General features: G+C 63.9%; 15 protein-coding genes. 14 read left to right on the top strand and 1 reads right to left on the bottom strand.

Annotation, left to right across the window (positions count from 1 at the left end):
• Position 1 precedes the first annotated feature (1 nt).
• The 7 genes from LE416_RS04615 (at position 2) to LE416_RS04585 (ending at position 8,050) form a co-directional block, all read left to right on the top strand.
• A complete protein-coding gene (locus LE416_RS04615) occupies positions 2 to 790 on the top strand; it encodes an SDR family NAD(P)-dependent oxidoreductase (protein WP_225047312.1) in 789 nt (262 codons plus the stop codon).
• 9 nt (positions 791 to 799) lie between these two features.
• Positions 800 to 1,183: a LapA family protein gene (locus LE416_RS04610; RefSeq protein WP_225047311.1), complete on the top strand. Its 384-nt coding sequence runs from the start codon at positions 800 to 802 to the stop codon at positions 1,181 to 1,183.
• Positions 1,184 to 1,567: 384 nt separating this feature from the next.
• Complete coding sequence (clpB, locus tag LE416_RS04605) at positions 1,568 to 4,165, top strand: ATP-dependent chaperone ClpB (protein ID WP_225047310.1); 2,598 nt, start codon at positions 1,568 to 1,570, stop codon at positions 4,163 to 4,165.
• Between the two features lie 548 nt (positions 4,166 to 4,713).
• Complete coding sequence (rpmF, locus tag LE416_RS04600; protein ID WP_225047309.1) at positions 4,714 to 4,902, top strand: 50S ribosomal protein L32; 189 nt, start codon at positions 4,714 to 4,716, stop codon at positions 4,900 to 4,902.
• A 110-nt stretch (positions 4,903 to 5,012) separates the two neighbouring features.
• Positions 5,013 to 5,564 carry a DUF1836 domain-containing protein gene (locus LE416_RS04595; RefSeq protein WP_225047308.1) on the top strand — a complete coding sequence of 184 codons (552 nt, stop codon included), beginning with the start codon at positions 5,013 to 5,015 and terminating at the stop codon, positions 5,562 to 5,564.
• A gap of 1 nt (position 5,565) precedes the next feature.
• Positions 5,566 to 7,110: a bifunctional metallophosphatase/5'-nucleotidase gene (locus LE416_RS04590; RefSeq protein WP_225047307.1), complete on the top strand. Its 1,545-nt coding sequence runs from the start codon at positions 5,566 to 5,568 to the stop codon at positions 7,108 to 7,110.
• 82 nt (positions 7,111 to 7,192) lie between these two features.
• Positions 7,193 to 8,050: a hypothetical protein gene (locus LE416_RS04585; protein ID WP_225047306.1), complete on the top strand. Its 858-nt coding sequence runs from the start codon at positions 7,193 to 7,195 to the stop codon at positions 8,048 to 8,050.
• 305 nt (positions 8,051 to 8,355) lie between these two features.
• On the opposite strand, the gene LE416_RS04580 is transcribed toward LE416_RS04585, so the two are convergent.
• Complete coding sequence (locus LE416_RS04580) at positions 8,356 to 8,553, bottom strand: YjzD family protein (RefSeq protein ID WP_225047305.1); 198 nt, start codon at positions 8,551 to 8,553, stop codon at positions 8,356 to 8,358.
• A gap of 119 nt (positions 8,554 to 8,672) precedes the next feature.
• Here LE416_RS04580 and LE416_RS04575 point away from each other — a divergent pair, with 119 nt between their 5' ends.
• From LE416_RS04575 to xerD, 7 genes are all read left to right on the top strand, one after another.
• Complete coding sequence (locus LE416_RS04575; protein WP_225047304.1) at positions 8,673 to 11,969, top strand: DNA polymerase III subunit alpha; 3,297 nt, start codon at positions 8,673 to 8,675, stop codon at positions 11,967 to 11,969.
• A 114-nt stretch (positions 11,970 to 12,083) separates the two neighbouring features.
• Positions 12,084 to 13,043 (top strand): 6-phosphofructokinase, encoded by a 960-nt coding sequence (pfkA, locus tag LE416_RS04570; RefSeq protein ID WP_225047840.1) that lies wholly within the window; start codon positions 12,084 to 12,086, stop codon positions 13,041 to 13,043.
• Between the two features lie 59 nt (positions 13,044 to 13,102).
• Positions 13,103 to 14,869, top strand: a complete 1,767-nt coding sequence (gene pyk / locus LE416_RS04565) for a pyruvate kinase (RefSeq protein ID WP_225047303.1) — start codon at positions 13,103 to 13,105, stop codon at positions 14,867 to 14,869.
• A 374-nt stretch (positions 14,870 to 15,243) separates the two neighbouring features.
• A complete protein-coding gene (locus tag LE416_RS04560; RefSeq protein ID WP_225047302.1) occupies positions 15,244 to 15,405 on the top strand; it encodes a hypothetical protein in 162 nt (53 codons plus the stop codon).
• A 143-nt stretch (positions 15,406 to 15,548) separates the two neighbouring features.
• Positions 15,549 to 16,010, top strand: coding sequence for a DUF441 domain-containing protein (locus tag LE416_RS04555; RefSeq protein WP_225047301.1), 462 nt, complete (start codon positions 15,549 to 15,551; stop codon positions 16,008 to 16,010).
• A 58-nt stretch (positions 16,011 to 16,068) separates the two neighbouring features.
• Positions 16,069 to 16,920 (top strand): S1-like domain-containing RNA-binding protein, encoded by an 852-nt coding sequence (locus tag LE416_RS04550; protein ID WP_225047300.1) that lies wholly within the window; start codon positions 16,069 to 16,071, stop codon positions 16,918 to 16,920.
• Between the two features lie 8 nt (positions 16,921 to 16,928).
• Positions 16,929 to 17,810: a site-specific tyrosine recombinase XerD gene (gene xerD, locus LE416_RS04545; RefSeq protein ID WP_225047299.1), complete on the top strand. Its 882-nt coding sequence runs from the start codon at positions 16,929 to 16,931 to the stop codon at positions 17,808 to 17,810.
• Positions 17,811 to 17,855 lie beyond the last annotated feature (45 nt).

Genomic DNA, 17,855 nt, shown 5'->3' with positions numbered 1-17,855 from the left:
CATGAGAGACTTGAAACACCAGATTGTCGTCGTCACCGGCGGCTCCAGCGGCCTCGGCCGCGCCGTCGGCCTGGCCGCCGCCAAGCGCGGCGCCACCGTCGTCTTCCTGGCCCGCCGGCGCGACAAGCTCGTCGCCGCGCAGGCCAAAGCCACCGCGCTGTCCGGCCAGCCTGCCTACGCCTATGTCTGCGACGTGGCCGATCCCGTCGCCATCGAGGCCGTGGTCAACCGCATCGCGCGCGAGGTCGGGCCGGTCGACGTGCTGGTCAACGCCGCGGGCTTCGGCCACTTCGAGGACGCGCTGGACACCGACATGGCCCTGGTGGAGCGAATGATGCGCGTCAACGTGCTGGGCACCATGTACATGACCCAGCTGATCGGGTGCGGCATGATCGAGCGCCGGCGCGGCCACATCATCAACATCGCCAGCATGGCGGGGAAGATGGCCACCCCCAAGTCCGCGGTGTACTCGGCCACCAAGTTCGCGGTGGTCGGCTACTCCAACGGCCTGCGCCTTGAGCTTCGGCCATTCTGCGTGCGCGTGACCACGGTCTGCCCGGGCCCCATCGACACGGCGTTCTTCGACGTCGCGCAGGCCAATGCCTACCTGGCGCGGGTCAACTGGATTGTGCTCAACCCGGAGAAGCTGGCCGCCCGCATCGTCGGCGCCTTCAACCGCCCGGTGCGCGAGATCAACGCGCCGGCTCTGATGAGCGTCGCCGCGACGTTTTACACCCTGGCCCCGCACGTCGGTGACTTGCTCGCCGGCAGTCTATTCAACCGAAAGTAGGTACGCGCCGTGAAAAATCAACAACGCCTCATCGTCGGCCTGGTGATCGCCCTGATCGTGATCATCTTCGCCCTGCTCAACGGCCAGCCGGTGGCCGTCAACTTCTTCGGCGCCGCCTTCAAGTGGCCGCTGATCGTCGTGATTGTGGTCTGCCTGCTGCTCGGCGCCCTGGTGACACTTCTGGTCTCCACCGCGGCCATCACCAAGACTCGCAAGGAGATGGCGACCCTGACCAAGGCCAACCAGGAACTCGAAACCAAGGTTGAGGCCAAGGTTGAAGCCGCGGTTGAGGCGGCGACCAAGGAGCAGACAGCGGAAATCGCCGCACTCAAGCGCCAGCTCGAGGCGGCCGCACCGGCTGCCGGCCACCAGCCGGCACCGGGCACCAAGTAGGCACAACATTGCACCGGCCGGGGGAGTCTTCCTGCGTGTCGTGCGCGCCACCCAAACCGGCGCGCTCTTTCCATTCGGAGGGGCGCGCCGGTTTTGCTGTCTTGCGGGACTGGCCCTGCGGCGGCGTGAACCGGCAGGTGGGGGGGAGGGCTTCCGGCTTGCCGCCGGCGCAAAGCGGCTACCTGGCCAGGACTGTCGGTGGTCGGTACCCTGGCGCCACAAGTCAGTCCTGCGACCGATTTTGGCCGTCAAACACGATTTGACCTTTACTGACCAATGGCACATTGGTAAGATGTCCCTGTAGCGGCGCCCTGTGCCATGCGTGTATCATACAAGGGGAGCCAGAACGCCGGATTGCCGGCGCGTCAGAAGGAGGACAACCACATGAATCCAGATAATTTGACCCAAACCGTGACGGAGGCCCTGAGCCAGGCCCAGCAGATTGCAAGCGTTCGGCGCCACCAGGAGGTTGACGTCGCGCACCTGATGAAGGCGCTGATCCAGCCCAACGCCTTTGCCACCACGCTGCTGCAGGACGCCGGGGTGAACATCGACGGGCTGACCGCGACCATCGACAAGGCGCTGGACGATCTGCCGGTGGTGGAGGGGGCGACAAGCTATGGGCAGTCCCTGAGCCAGTCGCTGTACCAGCTGCTTCAAGACGCCGGCAAGGTCCAGCAACGACTCGGCGACACCTACATCGCCACCGAGGCCATTTTGCTAGCGCTTTTTGACCAGAAGTATCTGCCGATCACCAAGTTCCTGACGGCCGGCGGGCTGACGCAGGCCGCGCTGCAAAAGGCGGTGGAAAAGGTGCGCGGCGGCGCCAAGGTCACCAGCAAGAACGCGGAAAACACCTACCAGAGCCTGAAGAAGTACGGCACGGACCTCGTCAAGGAGGCGCGCGGCGGCAAGATGGATCCGATCATCGGGCGCGACGAGGAGATTCGCAACGTGATTCGCATCCTATCGCGCAAGACCAAGAACAACCCGGTGCTGATCGGTGAGCCCGGTGTCGGCAAGACGGCGATCGTCGAGGGCCTGGCCCAGCGCATCGTGCGCCAGGACGTGCCGGATAACCTGAAGAACAAGACCATCATCAGCCTCGACATGGGCAGCCTGCTCGCTGGCGCGAAGTACCGCGGCGAGTTCGAGGAGCGGCTCAAGGCGGTGCTCAAGGAGGTCAAGTCCAGCGAAGGCCAGATCATCCTGTTCATCGACGAGATTCACACCATCGTCGGCGCGGGCAAGGCGGAGGGCGCCATGGACGCCGGCAACCTGCTCAAGCCGATGCTGGCGCGCGGCGAGCTGCACCTGATCGGCGCGACCACTTTGGACGAGTACCGCGAAAACATCGAAAAGGACAAGGCCCTGGAGCGCCGCTTCCAGCGCGTGCTGGTGCAGGAGCCGACGGTGGCGGACACCATCTCGATTCTGCGCGGCCTCAAGGAGCGCTTCGAGATTTTCCACGGCGTGCGCATCCACGACTCCGCGCTGGTCGCCGCGGCGACGCTGTCCAACCGCTACATCACCGACCGCTTCCTGCCGGACAAGGCGATCGACCTGGTCGACGAGGCCAGCGCCAACATCAACGTCGAGATGAACTCGCGCCCGACAGAGCTGGACGTGGCCGAGCGCCGCAAGCTGCAGCTGGAGATCGAGGCGCAGGCCCTGAGCAAGGAAACCGACGCGGGCTCGGTCAAGCGCCTGGCGCAGCTGCAGGGTGAGCTGGCCGACCTCAAGGAGGAGACCAACAAGCTCAAGGCCCAGTGGGCGGCGGAAAAGGCCGACATCAGCGCGGTCAACGCCAAGAAGGCGGAGATCGACCAAGCCAAGCACCAGCTGGAGGACGCCCAGGCCAAGTACGACCTGGAGGCGGCCGCGCGGCTGCAGCACGGCACCATTCCGGCCCTTGAAAAGGAGCTGGCCGACATGGAGCAGGCCGACCGTCCGGACGAGTGGCTGGTCCAGGAATCCGTGACGGAAAACGAAATCGCCGCGGTGATCTCGCGTCAAACCGGGATTCCCGTGGCCAAGCTGGTCGAGGGCGACCGCGCCAAGCTGTTGCACCTAGCCGACCATTTGCACCAGCGCGTGATCGGCCAAGACGCCGCCGTCAGCGCGGTGGCCGACGCTGTGCTGCGCTCACGGGCCGGCCTGCAGGACCCGAGCCGGCCGCTGGCCAGCTTCATGTTCCTTGGCCCGACCGGCGTGGGGAAGACCGAGCTCGCCAAGGCGCTGGCCGACGCGCTGTTTGACTCCGAAAAGCACATGGTGCGCCTGGACATGTCCGAGTACATGGACAAGATCTCCGTCTCCCGCCTGGTCGGCGCGGCCCCAGGATACGTCGGCTACGAGGAGGGCGGCCAGCTGACCGAGGCGGTGCGGCGCAACCCGTACACCATCGTGCTGCTGGACGAAATCGAAAAGGCGCACCCGGACGTGTTCAACATCCTGCTTCAGGTGCTGGACGATGGCCGCCTGACCGACAGCCAGGGCCGCACCGTCGACTTCAAGAACACCATCATCATCATGACCTCCAACCTCGGCTCGGAACTTCTGCTCGACGGTGCCGAAGACGGCGGCCACATCACCACAGCCGTGCACGACCAGGTGATGCAGCTGATCCGCGGCCATTTCAAGCCGGAGTTTTTGAACCGCATCGACGACATCATGATGTTCGACCCGCTGACCCTGGCCGACGTCGAAAAAATTGCGGTCAAGGATCTCGCACAGCTCGGCGCGCGCCTGGCCGCCCAGGACATCACCCTGGACGTCACCCCGGCGGCGCAGGAGTGGTTGGCGCACAAGGGCTACCAGCCGGCGTACGGCGCGCGGCCGCTGCAGCGGCTGATCACCATCGTGGTGGAGACGCCTTTGGCCCGCGAGCTGATCGCCGGCACGGTGGCGCCGCAGAGCACCGTCACCGTCGGAGTCCAAGACGGGCTGCTGACGTTTGCCAGCAAGCCGACGGCCGAGTAGCGGGATTTCGCCGCCCTGGGCGTCGTCGGGCTCCGCAAGGCAACGCGGGCGCGGCTAGCTAAGGGCGGCTGCTCTTCGAATATACCAGACGGTCTGTAATTTTCTAGCATTTCACAATCTCTGGAATTTCCACTATGTAGGGCGGAGGCCCGGACGCACCACTGCTGGAGGCGAAGGGCCGGGGCGAGCCAGCGTGAGATTGCACTTAGCCGGCGAATTTTGCTGGCTTAGTGCAAGGGCGGGTCCTGAGACCGCACTTTGGGCTCAGGAGAGCCCCACGCGTTCCGCCGCCCCGGACCGGAGCCGTAAGTAGTGGCGCGTCCGGGCCGGAGCCCGGATTGTCAGATTCTACTAGTCGTCGGACGGCGTGAAACCGCGCCGCGGCGAAAATTTGCTGTTAAGGTCTTGCCTTGACGGCCGGTTTCTAGTAAGATAGGTGGTGCTGTGGTAGTCCGCTACCCAAGGCATCGGGCAGGGATTTTGCCTTGCAATTTCCCAGATGTCCGGTATAGTAGAAAAGAAATCTAATACAAAGGGGTTTTCCGCTCATGGCAGTTCCAGCACGCAGAACTTCAAAAACCAAGAAGCGTATGCGCCGCGGTCACATCAAGTTGAATGTGCCTAACCTGCAATTCGACGCAACGACCGGCGAATACCGCGTTTCTCACCATGTTTCTCCAAAGGGCTTCTACAAAGGCGCCCAAGTGGTCAACAAGAAGTCAGACGCTAACGCGTAACCCAGATGGTCCGGTGCTTGCACCGGGCTATTTGTTTGCCCAAACGCTGGTGGTTTCCAACACCAGCTCTCGTGGTATACTGGAAGTATCAACGAATCAAGGAGGCTGCCATGCCAGAAGAAGAGGGCTTCACCGCGTACCTCGCGCGCCTGCGCCAGGCCAACCTGCCGCGCTGGTCGGACCTGCCGCAGTTCGACCTGTACATGGACCAGGTCGTCCAGTACGTCAACGACATCATCACGCCGCTGGGGCTGGACGAGCTGACCGCGACCATGGTGAACAACTACGTCAAAAAAGGGGTGATCACCAGCCCCACGAAGAAGAAGTACCACCGCGGCCAGCTGGCCAACATCCTGGTGATCGCGATGCTCAAGCCGGTGTTCGCGCTGGACACGATCGCCGCGGGCATCGACTATCAGCTGCAGGGCCGCGAGAAGCAGCAGGCCTTCGACGCCTTCATCCTCGCGTTCATCGGCGCGGTGCAGCAGGTGAACTCCGATTTCACCGGCGAGGTCCTGATCAACAAGGTCAACCGCCAAGACACCACCAACGTCCAAAGCGCGATGGTCTACCTGGCCATCAACGCCGTGCTGCAGAAGATGCTGGTCGAGGCCATGACCGCGATGGTCACCCCGACGCAACCCACAAAGAAGAAGGATTAGCATGCAACTGACCATTTTATCCACCAGTGACACCCACGGCTTCGTCACACCGACCAACTACGTGCAGCGCAACCTGGACCTGCCGTTCTCATTGAGCAAGGCCAAGACGGTGATCGACCGCCTGCGCCAGGCCGCCACGGGGCCGGTGCTGACCATCGAAAACGGCGACTTCGTTCAGGGTTCGCCTCTGGCCTACTACGCCGCGCGCGTGGCGGCCAAGCCAGAACTTGAGACGGCCGCCTACAACACCGTCGGCTACGACCTCGGCATCCTTGGCAACCACGAGTTCAACTACGGCCGCGACTACCTGTCAAGCGCCGTGGCGACGCTCGACTACCCGGTGCTGTGCGCCAACATCCTGGACCACGGCGATCCGGCGTTCGGCGCGCCTTACCGCGTGTTCGACAAGGCCGGCGTCAAGATTGCGGTGCTTGGGCTGACCACCGATTACATCCCGCACTGGGAAGGGGCCGACAACATCCGCGACCTGAGTTTCGAGGACGTCGTCGAGACGGCCAAGGCCTGGGTGCCGCGGCTGCACGCGCTCGCGGACGTCGTGGTGATCGCCTACCACGGCGGGTTCGAGCGCGACCTTGAAACCGGCGAGCCGACCGAACCCTTGACCGGGGAAAACGTTGGCTACGCGCTGACCCAGATCCCGGGCGTCGACGCGCTGGTCACCGGCCACCAGCACCGCGAGCTGGCCGGCGTGGTCAACGGCGTGCCGACCACGCAGCCGGGCTACCGCGGCGCCGACGTCGGCGTGATCACGCTGACGTTGGAAGAGACCGCGACCGGCTACCGGGTCACCGACGGCCAAGCGGCGCTTGAGTCCACCGCGGCCGCCGTGGCCGATCCGGCCGTTTTGGCCAGCGTCGCGGCCACGAGCGCTGAAGTCGAGGACTGGCTGGACGCGCCGCTGGGCCAGGTCGTCGGCGACATGCGCATCACCGATCCGTTCGCCGCGCGCGTGCACGAGCACCCGTACATCGAACTGATCAACCGCGTGCAGATGGCCGCCACCGGCACCGATATCGCCGGCACCGCACTGTTCAACAACGAGGGTCGAGGCTTCGGCGCGGCGATCACCATGCGCGACGTGGTGACCAACTACATCTACCCCAACACCCTGGCGGTGGTTGAACTGTCCGGCGCCGACCTGAAGGCGGCGCTTGAGCAGGACGCCGAGTACTTCAGCCTGGCGGACGGGACGCTGGTGGTGACCGAGCGCTTCGCCCGGCCGAAGCCCCAACACTACAACTACGACATGTACCACGGCATCGACTACACGCTGGACATCTCCCAGCCGGTGGGGCGGCGCGTCGTGCGCCTGGACTACCACGGTCAGCCGGTTCGACCGGACCAAAAGCTTGAGGTCACGGTCAACCAGTACCGCGCGGCCGGCGGCGGGGATTTTGCGATGTTTGACGCCAGCAAGGTCGTGCGCGAGAACCAAAAGGACATGACCGAGCTGATCGCCGACTACCTGCGGGCCAACCCGGTGATCCAGGCGACGACGGACGACAACTTCACCGTCCTGGCCTGATGTGACACGCAGTCATGTTGCGGTTGTGTTTCGCCGCGCGGCTTGGTACGGTAAGGACAACTCAATCAAAGGATGGATCTGGATGACACATTTTTCTCGCATCGTGGCGCTTGGCGCCGCTGCCTTCGCCGCGCTGGCCCTCGCCGGCTGCCAAAAGGACACGCTGACCACCACCAAGACCAACTACAAGCAGACCGGCATGGTCGCGGTCATTAAGGGCGAGGCCAAGGGGGCCAAAACCGTGCGCTACCAGGCGCCGAGCGTTAAGGGTTCGGTGAAGGTCAACAGCGACGCCTTCGTGATCACCGTGCCGATGACGCAGACCAAGCAGACCGTGACGCTCAAGGCCGGCGACCTGACGCACAAGGTCACCGTGCGGGCGGCCAAAGCCCTCGCCAGCTACCAGAAGGTTCAGACCGCGTACAACCAGGCCATCATCGCCACGGCGCTGCCGGCCAGCATCCAAAAGCAGCTGAAGGCGGCGACCTCCGCCAAGGACGTCGACGTCACCAAGCTGAGCCCGGCCGAGCAGTCGCTCATGGAGCGGCAGCGCCAAAACGTCGCCAAGGCGATGGCGCGCGCCAAGGTGGCCACCAAGGATCAGCAGATGCCGGACACCGTGTCCGGCATCAAGCAGGTGCTGGACGACAAAAGCGGCACCGTGCGCATGAACGTCCAGGACGGCCAGGTGCTCGGCATCACCGACATCGTGCCGCTCAAGGCGCTCAAGGATAAGGCCGCGCAGACGGCCTTCGGCACCCGCTTTGCGCTTTTGACCAGCGCCACCGGGGCGGACGCCAAGTCGGTGCTCAAGCAGTTCAACCAGGCAACCAAGGACGCCGACGGTAGCGCGACCACCATCGCGACCATCACGTCCAACGGCGTGAAGTTCAACGTCGGCTTCTCGACCAGCGACCTGTACGTGTACATCACCAAGTAACGATTGGACGCCAAGCGCGCCGCACCTCCAGTAGGGGATGCGGCGCGCTGTTTTTATGGGGTGTTGGTGCGTGGAGCCGGGTCGGGGTGGCGGATGCGGGCGCTACGCCGCTGCGCTAGGCCATCCGTCCCGCTAAGCCCGCGCTTATGCGCCCTGGGATCGTCGGGCTACGCCGAGCAACGCGGGAGCAGCTGGCTACGCCCAAGCGCCGAGGCCAAGACCGCCTCAACGCTTGGGCTAGGCCATCCGTCCCGCTAAGTGCGCTCGGCTTCGCCCTGGGCACAAAAAAAGGCGCAATCTTTCGATTACGCCTTTTTGGTTTTGCTGGCTTCGGGATCGAAGTAGGTCATGATCGGTGGCAAAAGCAGCAGTAGGGCTGCGAACACGACGCCGACAATCAGGCTCAGCTTGGGGTCGAAGGTGCCGCCGGCCAGCGCGCTGACCAGGAAACCGACGACCGCGCCGAGAAGGGCACCCCAGACCAAGGTTACGATATAGCGCATAGTCATCCCTCTTTTCTAAGTTATCTTAACACGCTTGTCGGATTTTGCAACCAAGCAGGGCACAAACCTCTGTTCGCGTTGCCGTGGCGGTTCGGGTATAATAATGGCGAGGTGGCAAAATGATGTTCACGCACTTACAAGTCCTAAGCAGCTTCACGCTGCTCAACGGCCCGCTCACGGTGGCCGATATTGTGTCCACGGCCAGGGAACGCGGCTTCTCCGCGATCGCCCTGACCGATGTCAACGTGATGTACGGGTCGGTCGACTTCTACCGCCAGGCGACGGCGGCCAAGCTCAAGCCGCTGCTCGGGATGACCCTTGCGCTGCCGGACGCCCGGGCCGTTTTGATCGCCGAAACCACGGCCGGGTACCACCAGCTGCTGCGGCTTTCAAGCGCCGTCAAGCTGGCGGCGACTCCGCCTGCGCTCGAGGCGATGCCGAACCTTGAGGGCATCGCGGCAATCGTGCCTAGTGGCTACCTGCTGAGCCAGGCCTTCCGCGACGCGGGCCAAAGTGCGGAGGGCCTCTTTGCGGCGCTTGCCGCCAAGGGCCCGGCCAGCCTGTACCTGGGACTCGAGCCGAGTGATCTGAACTCCGAGCTGCCCGATTTTGCCGCGGCGCACGGCATCCAGCCGCTTGCGCTGAGCCGGGTGTGCTACAAGGACCCGGCGGATGCGTTCACGCAAAAGGTGATGCAAGCGATCGGTGACGGCAGCCAGCTGAACTTTCGGGACCCGACCCTGCAGGACGCCGGCCCGGACTGGCTGATGCCACCGGACCTGGCCGCCCAGCCGTACGTGGCGGCGGGGCAGCAGGCCGCGCTTGACAACCTGGCGGCGCTTGCGGCGCGCGCCGATGCCGAGATCGCATTTCGCGAGCCGCAGCTGCCGCACTACCCGGTGCCGGGCGACGAGCCTGCGCCGGACTACCTCAGGCGGCTTGCGGAGGCAGGGCTGGCCGAGCGCTTTGGCGGCGCGGCGGTGCCTTCGGAATACACTGAGCGGCTGGACTACGAGCTGGGCGTGATCACGAAGATGGGCTTTGCCGACTACTTCCTGGTGGTGTGGGACGTGATGAACCACGCGCACGAAGTCGGCATCATGACCGGCCCGGGGCGCGGCTCCGCGGCCGGCGCCCTGGTGGCCTACGCCTTGGCCATCACCGAGGTCGACCCGATTCAGTACAACCTGCTGTTCGAGCGTTTCCTGAACCCGGCGCGCGCCAACATGCCCGACATTGATCTGGACATTCCGGACAACCGACGCGGCGAGCTGATTCAGTACGTGCACGACCGCTACGGCGGCGACCACATGGCGCAGATCATCACCTTCGGCACATTCGGGGCCAAGCAGTCTTTGCGCGACGTCGCGCGGGTCTTTGGCCTCAGCCAGTTCGACGCGGCCAAGTGGAGCCAAGCGATTCCCAATGCCTTCCACATCGACCTGCGCGAGGCCTACAAGCAGTCGCTGCCGCTGCGCAACCTGGTCGGCGACGCCGAGCAAAACCGGCTGCTTTTCACCACCGCACTTGCGCTTGAGGGCCTGCCGCGCCACGACTCCACCCACGCGGCGGGCATCGTGCTCGCCCAGGAACCGCTGACCGACACGGTCGCGCTGCAGGACGGCGGGGAGGGCATCGCGCAGACGCAGGTGCCGATGGGCGACGTCGAGGCGCTCGGCCTGCTCAAGATGGACTTCCTGGGGCTGCGCAACCTGAGCCTCCTGGCCAGTGCGGCGCGCATGATCGGCCAGATTACGGGCCAGCCGTTCGATCCCAAGGCGATTCCGCTGGACGATGCGGCGACGCTGCGCCTGTTTGCGCGCGGCGACACCAACGGCGTGTTCCAGTTCGAGTCCAACGGCATCCGCTCGGTGCTGCGGCGCATGAAGCCGACGCAGTTCGAGGACGTGGTCGCGACCAACGCCCTGTACCGGCCGGGCCCGATGGAGCAGATCGACGTCTTCATCGCGCGCAAGAACGGCCGGGAGCCGGTCAGCTACCCGGCGGCCGCACTGGAGCCGATTCTGCGCCCGACGTACGGCGTCCTGGTCTATCAGGAACAGGTCATGCAGGTGGCCAGCGTGATGGGCGGCCTGTCGCTTGGCGAGGCCGACCTGCTGCGGCGGGCGATGTCCAAGAAGAAGCAGGCGGTGATCGACGCCGAGCGTGTGAAGTTCATGGCCGGTGCCCAGCAAAAAGGGTACGCCAAAGACGTCGCCGAGACGGTTTACGCCTACATCGAGCGCTTCGCCCAGTACGGGTTCAACCGCTCGCACTCGGTGGCCTACTCCAAGATTGCCTTTTGGCTGGCCTACATCAAGACCCACTACCCGACGGCCTTTTTCGCCGCGCTGATGAACGCCAATATGGCCAACAGCGGTAAGCTGCGCCAGTACGTGCAGGAGCTCAAATCCCGCAAGGTGCCGGTGTACGGCCCGGACATCAACCGCTCCGGGCGCGCCTTTCGCTTAGAGGGCAAGGGGTTGCGGTTCGGCTTCCTGTCGCTTCAGGGTGTGCGGCGCGACCTGGTCGACGCGATCATCGCGGCGCGCGGCCACAAGCCCTTCGCCGACCTGCGCGACCTGATGCAGCGGCTGGACCCCAAGTGGCTGCGCCCGGAGACCTACGCGCCGTTCGTCGCCGCGGGGGTGTTCGACAGTTTCGACGACAACCGCGCGCAGGTGCTGGCCAACCTCGGCGAGCTGATCGACTCCGTGCGCCTGGCCGGCAACGACGTCGGGCTGTTCGCGGCGCTGGCCCCGAAGAAGGTCACCGTGCCGCCGCAGCCGGCGACCGAGCGGCTGGACGCCGAGGCCGCGGTGCTCGGCGTCTACCTGTCCGGGCACCCGGTGGACCGCTACGTGACCGCCCTTGCGCCGTTCATGGCGATCACCGCCGCGGCGGACCTTGAGGCCAACCAGACCGTCGCCGTGGTGCTGGTGGTGCGCCGCATCAAGCGCATCCGCACCAAGAAGGGGCAGGAGATGGCCTTCATCGACGGCCAGGACGCCAGCGGCACGCTGTCCGTCACCGTTTTCCCCAAGCTCTACCCGACCATCGCGACGCTTGAGGCCAACACCGTGGTGCTGGTGCGCGGGCGCACCGAGTCGCGCGAGGGCATCGCGCTTTTGGCCAGCGCCATCGAGCCGGCGGCGGAGGCAGTGGCCGCGCTGCCGGCCCAGCGGCTGTTCCTGCGCCTGGCGCCGGACCTGTCCGAACCGGCCAAGGCCGCTTTGCTGAAAATGCTTTCATCAAGCCGCGGCCAGACGCCGGTGATCACAGTGGACGCGGCGACGCGCGACAGCGTGATGCTGGACCGGCGCTACTGGGTGACGCCGAACGCCGACCTGCAGGCGGGCATCGAGCGGCTGGTCGGCCCGGGCAACGCGGTGCTCCAGGATGTGAAACTTCCCTAGGAAAAAACGGCAATAATGGGGGCCAGGGCGGGACTTTCTTTCTGAAAAGTGATATGCTTGATGAGTATTTGGGGGCAATTATGGTCCTTAAAAGAAAACGCATGAGGTGAAATGATGAAACGCATTGGGATTATGACCAGTGGCGGCGATGCACCAGGCATGAACGCCGCAGTTCGTGCGGTTGCACGCAAAGCGATTACGGAAGGCCTTGAGGTCTACGGGATCAATTACGGTTTCGCAGGGCTGGTTGCCGGTGACATCTTCAAGATGGAAGCCGCAACGGTCAGCGACATGATCTCCCGTGGGGGCACGATGCTCTTCTCCGCGCGTTACCCTGAATTCGCGCAGGAAGAGACCCAGCTCAAGGGGATTGCACAGCTGAACAAGTTCGGCATCGACGCCCTGGTTGTCATCGGCGGCGATGGTTCCTACCACGGCGCCCTGCGTCTGACCGAGCACGGCTACAACGCCATCGGCCTGCCGGGCACGATCGACAACGACATTCCTTACACCGACTTCACGATCGGCTTCGACACCGCGGTCAACACCGCGCTTGATGCCATCGACAAGCTGTCCGACACCGCCGCCTCCCACGAGCGCACGTTCGTGGTTGAGGTCATGGGTCGCGGCGCCGGTGACATCGCACTGTGGGCCGGCGTTGCCGGTGGCGCCGCCGATGTCATCATCCCGGAGCACGACTTCGACGTTGAAGCCGTTGCGGCCAAGCTGAAGTCCAGCCGCGAGCGCGGCCAAAAGCACGCGATCATCGTGCTGGCCGAAGGCGTCATGCACGCCGACGAGTTCGCCGCTAAGCTCAACCAGTACGGCGACTTCCAGACCCGTGCCACGGTGCTGGGCCACGTCCAGCGCGGCGGCAGTCCGACGGCCAAGGACCGCGTTTTGGCCTCCAAGATGGGCGCCTACGCCGTTGAACTGCTGATGCAGGGCAAGGGCGGTCTGGCCATCGGGATCCAGAACAACCAGCTGGTCAACCACGCGATGACGGACCTGTTCAACTCGAAGCACGAGACGGAACTCTCCCTGTACAAGCTGGCAGAGGACCTGTCCTACTAACCTGTTAATTCTGACGTTAAAGTCGGCATTAAAAAATTGTCAAAGGAGCGATTTCATACATGAAAAAGACCAAGATCGTTAGCACGCTTGGACCTGCAAGTAACACCACGGACATTATCGTTAAGCTGATCGAGGCGGGGGCTAACGTTTTCCGGTTCAACTTCTCCCACGGTGATCACGCCGAGCACCTTGAGCGCATGAACATGGTGCACGAGGCGGAAAAGATTACCGGCAAGACCGTCGGCATCATGCTCGACACCAAGGGTGCGGAAATCCGCACCACGGTTCAGGCCACGCCTAACGGCAAGTTCGAAATGCACACCGGCGATGTGGTTCGCATCTCCATGGACGCCAGCCTTGAAGGCACGCCCGAGAAGATTGCGGTCACCTACCCGGGCCTGTACGACGACACGCATGTTGGCGGTCACGTTCTGTTTGACGATGGGCTGATCGACGTTTTGATCACCGAAAAGGACGAGGCGCACCGTGAACTGGTCACCACCGTTCAAAACGACGGCCTCCTCGGCTCGCGCAAGGGTGTCAACGCCCCGGGCGTTGCCATCAACCTGCCTGGGATCACCGAAAAGGATGCCGATGACATCCGCTTCGGCCTGGACAACGGCATCAACTTCATTGCCGCATCCTTCGTGCGTAAACCGCAGGATGTCCTGGATATTCGCGAACTGCTGGAAGAAAAGGATGCCCTGAACGTCCAGATCTTCCCGAAGATCGAATCCCAGGAAGGCATCGACAACTTCGACGACATCATCAAGGTCTCCGATGGCCTGATGGTTGCCCGTGGCGACATGGGTGTCGAGATTCCGTTCGAACACGTGCCGCTGGTTCAAAAGTCCCTGATCAAGAAGTGCAATGCGCTGGGCAAGCCGGTTATCACCGCGACTCAGATGCTGGACTCCATGCAGGAGAACCCACGCCCGACCCGTGCCGAAGTGAACGACGTGGCCAACGCCGTCTTCGATGGCACCGATGCGACGATGCTCTCCGGCGAATCCGCCAACGGGGACTACCCGGTTGAATCCGTCGCTGCGATGGCCCGGATCGACGAGTACACCGAAAAGGCGATGCAGGACCAGGACGCCTTCGCACTGAAGGCTTACTCCAACGCCAACATCACCGAGTCCGTCGGCCAGGCCGTTGCCCACACGGCACGCAACCTGGGCGTCAAGACCATCGTTGCCGCGACCAAGTCCGGCTTCACGGCCCGCATGATCTCCAAGTACCGGCCAAAGGCTGACATCCTGGCGATCACCTTCGACGAGAAGACCCAGCGCGGCCTGATGATCAACTGGGGCGTTTACCCGATCATCGCCGAGGCTCCGGCTTCCACCGATGACATGTTCGACCTCGCGACCAAGAAGGCTCAGGAACTGGGCTTCGCGTCCGAAGGCGACCTGATCCTGATCACCGCGGGTGTTCCGGTTGGCGAAACCGGCACGACCAACGTCATGAAGGTTCAGCTGATCGGCTCCAAGCTGGTTGAAGGCTCCGGTGTCGGCGACGACTCCACCGTCGGTAAGGCGGTCATCGCCACCAACGCGCAGGAAGCCATCGCCAAGACCCAAAAGGGCGACATCCTGGTTGTGAAGACCACGGACAAGGACTACCTGCCGGCCATCGAGCGCGCAGCGGCCCTCGTCGTTGAAAACGGCGGGCTGACCAGCCACGCGGCCGTTGTCGGCATCGCCATGGGGATTCCGATCGTTGTCGGCGCCAAGGGTGCCCTGGACGCCATCACCGACGGCCAGGTCATCACCGTGGACTCCCGTCGTGGGATCATCTACAAGGGTGCAACCAACGCGCTTTAATCTGACCACAATCGCAACCGCGCTGCCTAGGCAGTGCGGTTGTTTTTTTGCCCAGGGCGAAGCAAGGCGCACTTAGCGGGACGGATAGCTACAGTCGAGTGCTTGGGGCGCACTTTGCCCCGAGTACTCAACTGGGGCTAGACGCTCCCGCGTTGCCTTGCGTAGCCCGACGAAAACCAGGGCGAAGCCGCGCGCACTTAGCCGGTCGGCTAGCGTAAGGCTGGTGCTTGGGCCGCACTTTGGTCCGAGTGACGGCCTTAGCTGGACGATCCGGCGATGCGCGGTGCAGCCCGACGAAACCAGGGCGCGGCCGCGCGCTCGCCTCCGCGGTGGCCTGGATGGTACAATGGAAGCAAACACGAAAGGAGTCGCGGATGAAAAACTTGCAGGCGGGTGGCTTTCTCTTCATCGGTGGGGCCATCATCATGACCACGACCCAGTTTGGCAAGGTAGTTCCCGTGCTCGGCGCGGTCTGCGCGGTGCTCGGGGTCGGCATGCTGATTTACTATCTGTTCAGCGACAACGGCAAGTATTAGCGCGTGAAGACCCGGCTTTTGCAGGCGAAGCCTGTGAAACCCGGGTCTTTGTGTGGGGAGAAGGGCGTAATCGGCGCGGACGGCGGTTGATTTTTTATGTTAACTCCGCTACACTGTTACAAGACTAATCACGGAGGCGGAACATGGAAAGCTGGATTTTCTTACTGGTGGTGCTCGCCATCGCGGCGCTGGCCAAGAACCAGGCGCTCTTGATCGGGGTCGGCTTCGTGCTGGTGCTCAAGCTGGTGCCGGCCTTCCACCCGTTCTTGAAGCTGCTGCAGGCGCAGGGCATCAACTGGGGGGTCACGGTGATCTCGGCGGCCATCATGGTGCCGATTGCGACCGGTGACATCGGCGTCAAGGAGCTGGCACGGGTGATGAAAAGCCCGGCCGGCTGGATTGCCATCGCGATGGGCGTGTTGGTCGCGGTGCTGTCGGCCAAGGGCGTCGGGTTGCTGGCCCAAAGCCCGGAGATGACCGTCGCGTTGGTGTTCGGCACCATCCTCGGCGTGGTGCTGCTGCGCGGCATCGCGGCGGGGCCGGTGATCGCCAGTGGCATGACCTACGTGATCCTGACGGTCTTCAACCTGATTCCGGGCAAGTGAGTCTTCGTCGCGCTTCTATAACATTGTAGCCAATGTGCAGCGCACAAAAGGAGTAACCATGAATTTTAACGGTCAAATCATCACCGCAACGGTGTCCGACCACAACGACAAGCAAGTCTTCGTCCAGTACGACGGGATCACCATGGCGGTGGACGTCGCCGAGTTCGAGCAGGTGCCGGCCATCGGCAACCCGGTCTCCGGCTTCGCCTATGAGAACACCCACGGCGACGCCCGCCTGACCACGAAGCTGCCCAAGGTCGGCCACGACCACTACGCCTTTGGCACGGTGGTCGAGGTGCGCCGCGACCTCGGCGTCTTCGTCAACATCGGCCTGCCGGACAAGGACATCGTCGTGTCTCTGGACCAGCTGCCGGAGCTCACCCGGCTTTGGCCCAACCGCGGCGACCGGCTGATGGTGCAGCTGATGATCGACAAGAAGCACCGGCTGTGGGGCAGCCTCGCCGACGAATCGATCATCCGCGCGGTGGCCAACCGCGCCAAGCCGGAGATGAAAAACCAGGACGTCACCGCGACGGTGTACCGGCTGAAGATGGCAGGGACGCACGTGTTGACCGATGATTTTTACCTCGGCTTCATTCACCCGGCGGAACGCGACGTGGAGCCGCGCCTCGGCGAGGTCGTGCACGCCCGCGTGATCGGCGTCAAGGACGGGGAGCTGAACCTGTCGCTCAAGCCGCGCGCCTTTGAGGCGATCGACGACGATGCGGGCATGGTGCTGGCAGTGCTCGAGCACAGCCCGAACCACCAGATCGCGTTCACGGACAAAAGCGACCCGGAGGCGATCAAGCAGGCCTTCGGGATCAGCAAGGCGGCGTTCAAGCGCGCGCTCGGTCACCTGATGAAGGCCAAGAAGATCCGCCAGCACGACGGCATCACCGAGCTTCTGTGAGGCCCGGCATGGACGAGCTGATTGCGGATTTCATTCATTACCTGGACGTCGAGCGCGGCCTGGCGCCCCTGACGCAGGTGAGTTACCGCCAGGACCTGCGCGAGTTCCAGGCCTGGCTGGAGGCGCAGGAGATTGACGCCTTCCCAAGCGACCTCGCCGTGATCCAGGACTTTTTGAGCGCCCAAAACGCGCAGAAGGCGCCGAGCTCCTTGAGCCGCATGATTTCGGCGATGCGCCGCTTTTACCGCTACTTGCTTAAGGAAGGCGTCATCACGGTCGACCCGATGGCCCTGGTCGACTCGCCCAAGCCTGCCCAGCACCTGCCGGCCACGCTGTCGAGCCCCGAAATCGACCGGCTGATGGCCGCGCCGGACTTGAGCCGGCCGCTCGGGCTGCGCGACCGGGCGATTTTTGAGCTGATGTACGCCACGGGGTTGCGGGTGTCCGAGGTGGTCAACCTCCGCCTGGACCAGCTGCACCTGACGATGAACCTGATCCAAGTCACCGGTAAGGGCGACAAGGAGCGCATCATCCCGATCAGCGCGCAGGCCGCCGGTTGGGTCCAGCGCTACCTCCAAGACGCGCGGCCGGGCCTGACGCAAAAGACCCGCCCGGACGCGGTTTTCGTGAACTTCCACGGCCGCCAGCTGACGCGGCAGGGCATCTGGAAGAACCTGAAGGCCTACATCACGGCGCTTGGCATCAAGAAGAACGTGACGCCGCACACGCTGCGCCACAGCTTCGCCACGCACCTGCTGGAAAACGGCGCGGACCTGCGCGTGTTGCAGGAGCTCCTCGGCCACAGCGACATCAGCACCACCCAGATCTACACGCACCTGAGCGCCAAGAAGATCGTGGCGGTGTACCACAAGACCCATCCGCGCGGCTAGGCCCCGCGGCGGATTGCCCGCCCGGTCTGGCTGTGGTATCTTATC

Source organism: Lacticaseibacillus kribbianus, assembly GCF_020180945.1.
Classification (GTDB): domain Bacteria; phylum Bacillota; class Bacilli; order Lactobacillales; family Lactobacillaceae; genus Lacticaseibacillus; species Lacticaseibacillus kribbianus.
This window is presented reverse-complemented; position numbering and strand designations above follow the sequence as displayed.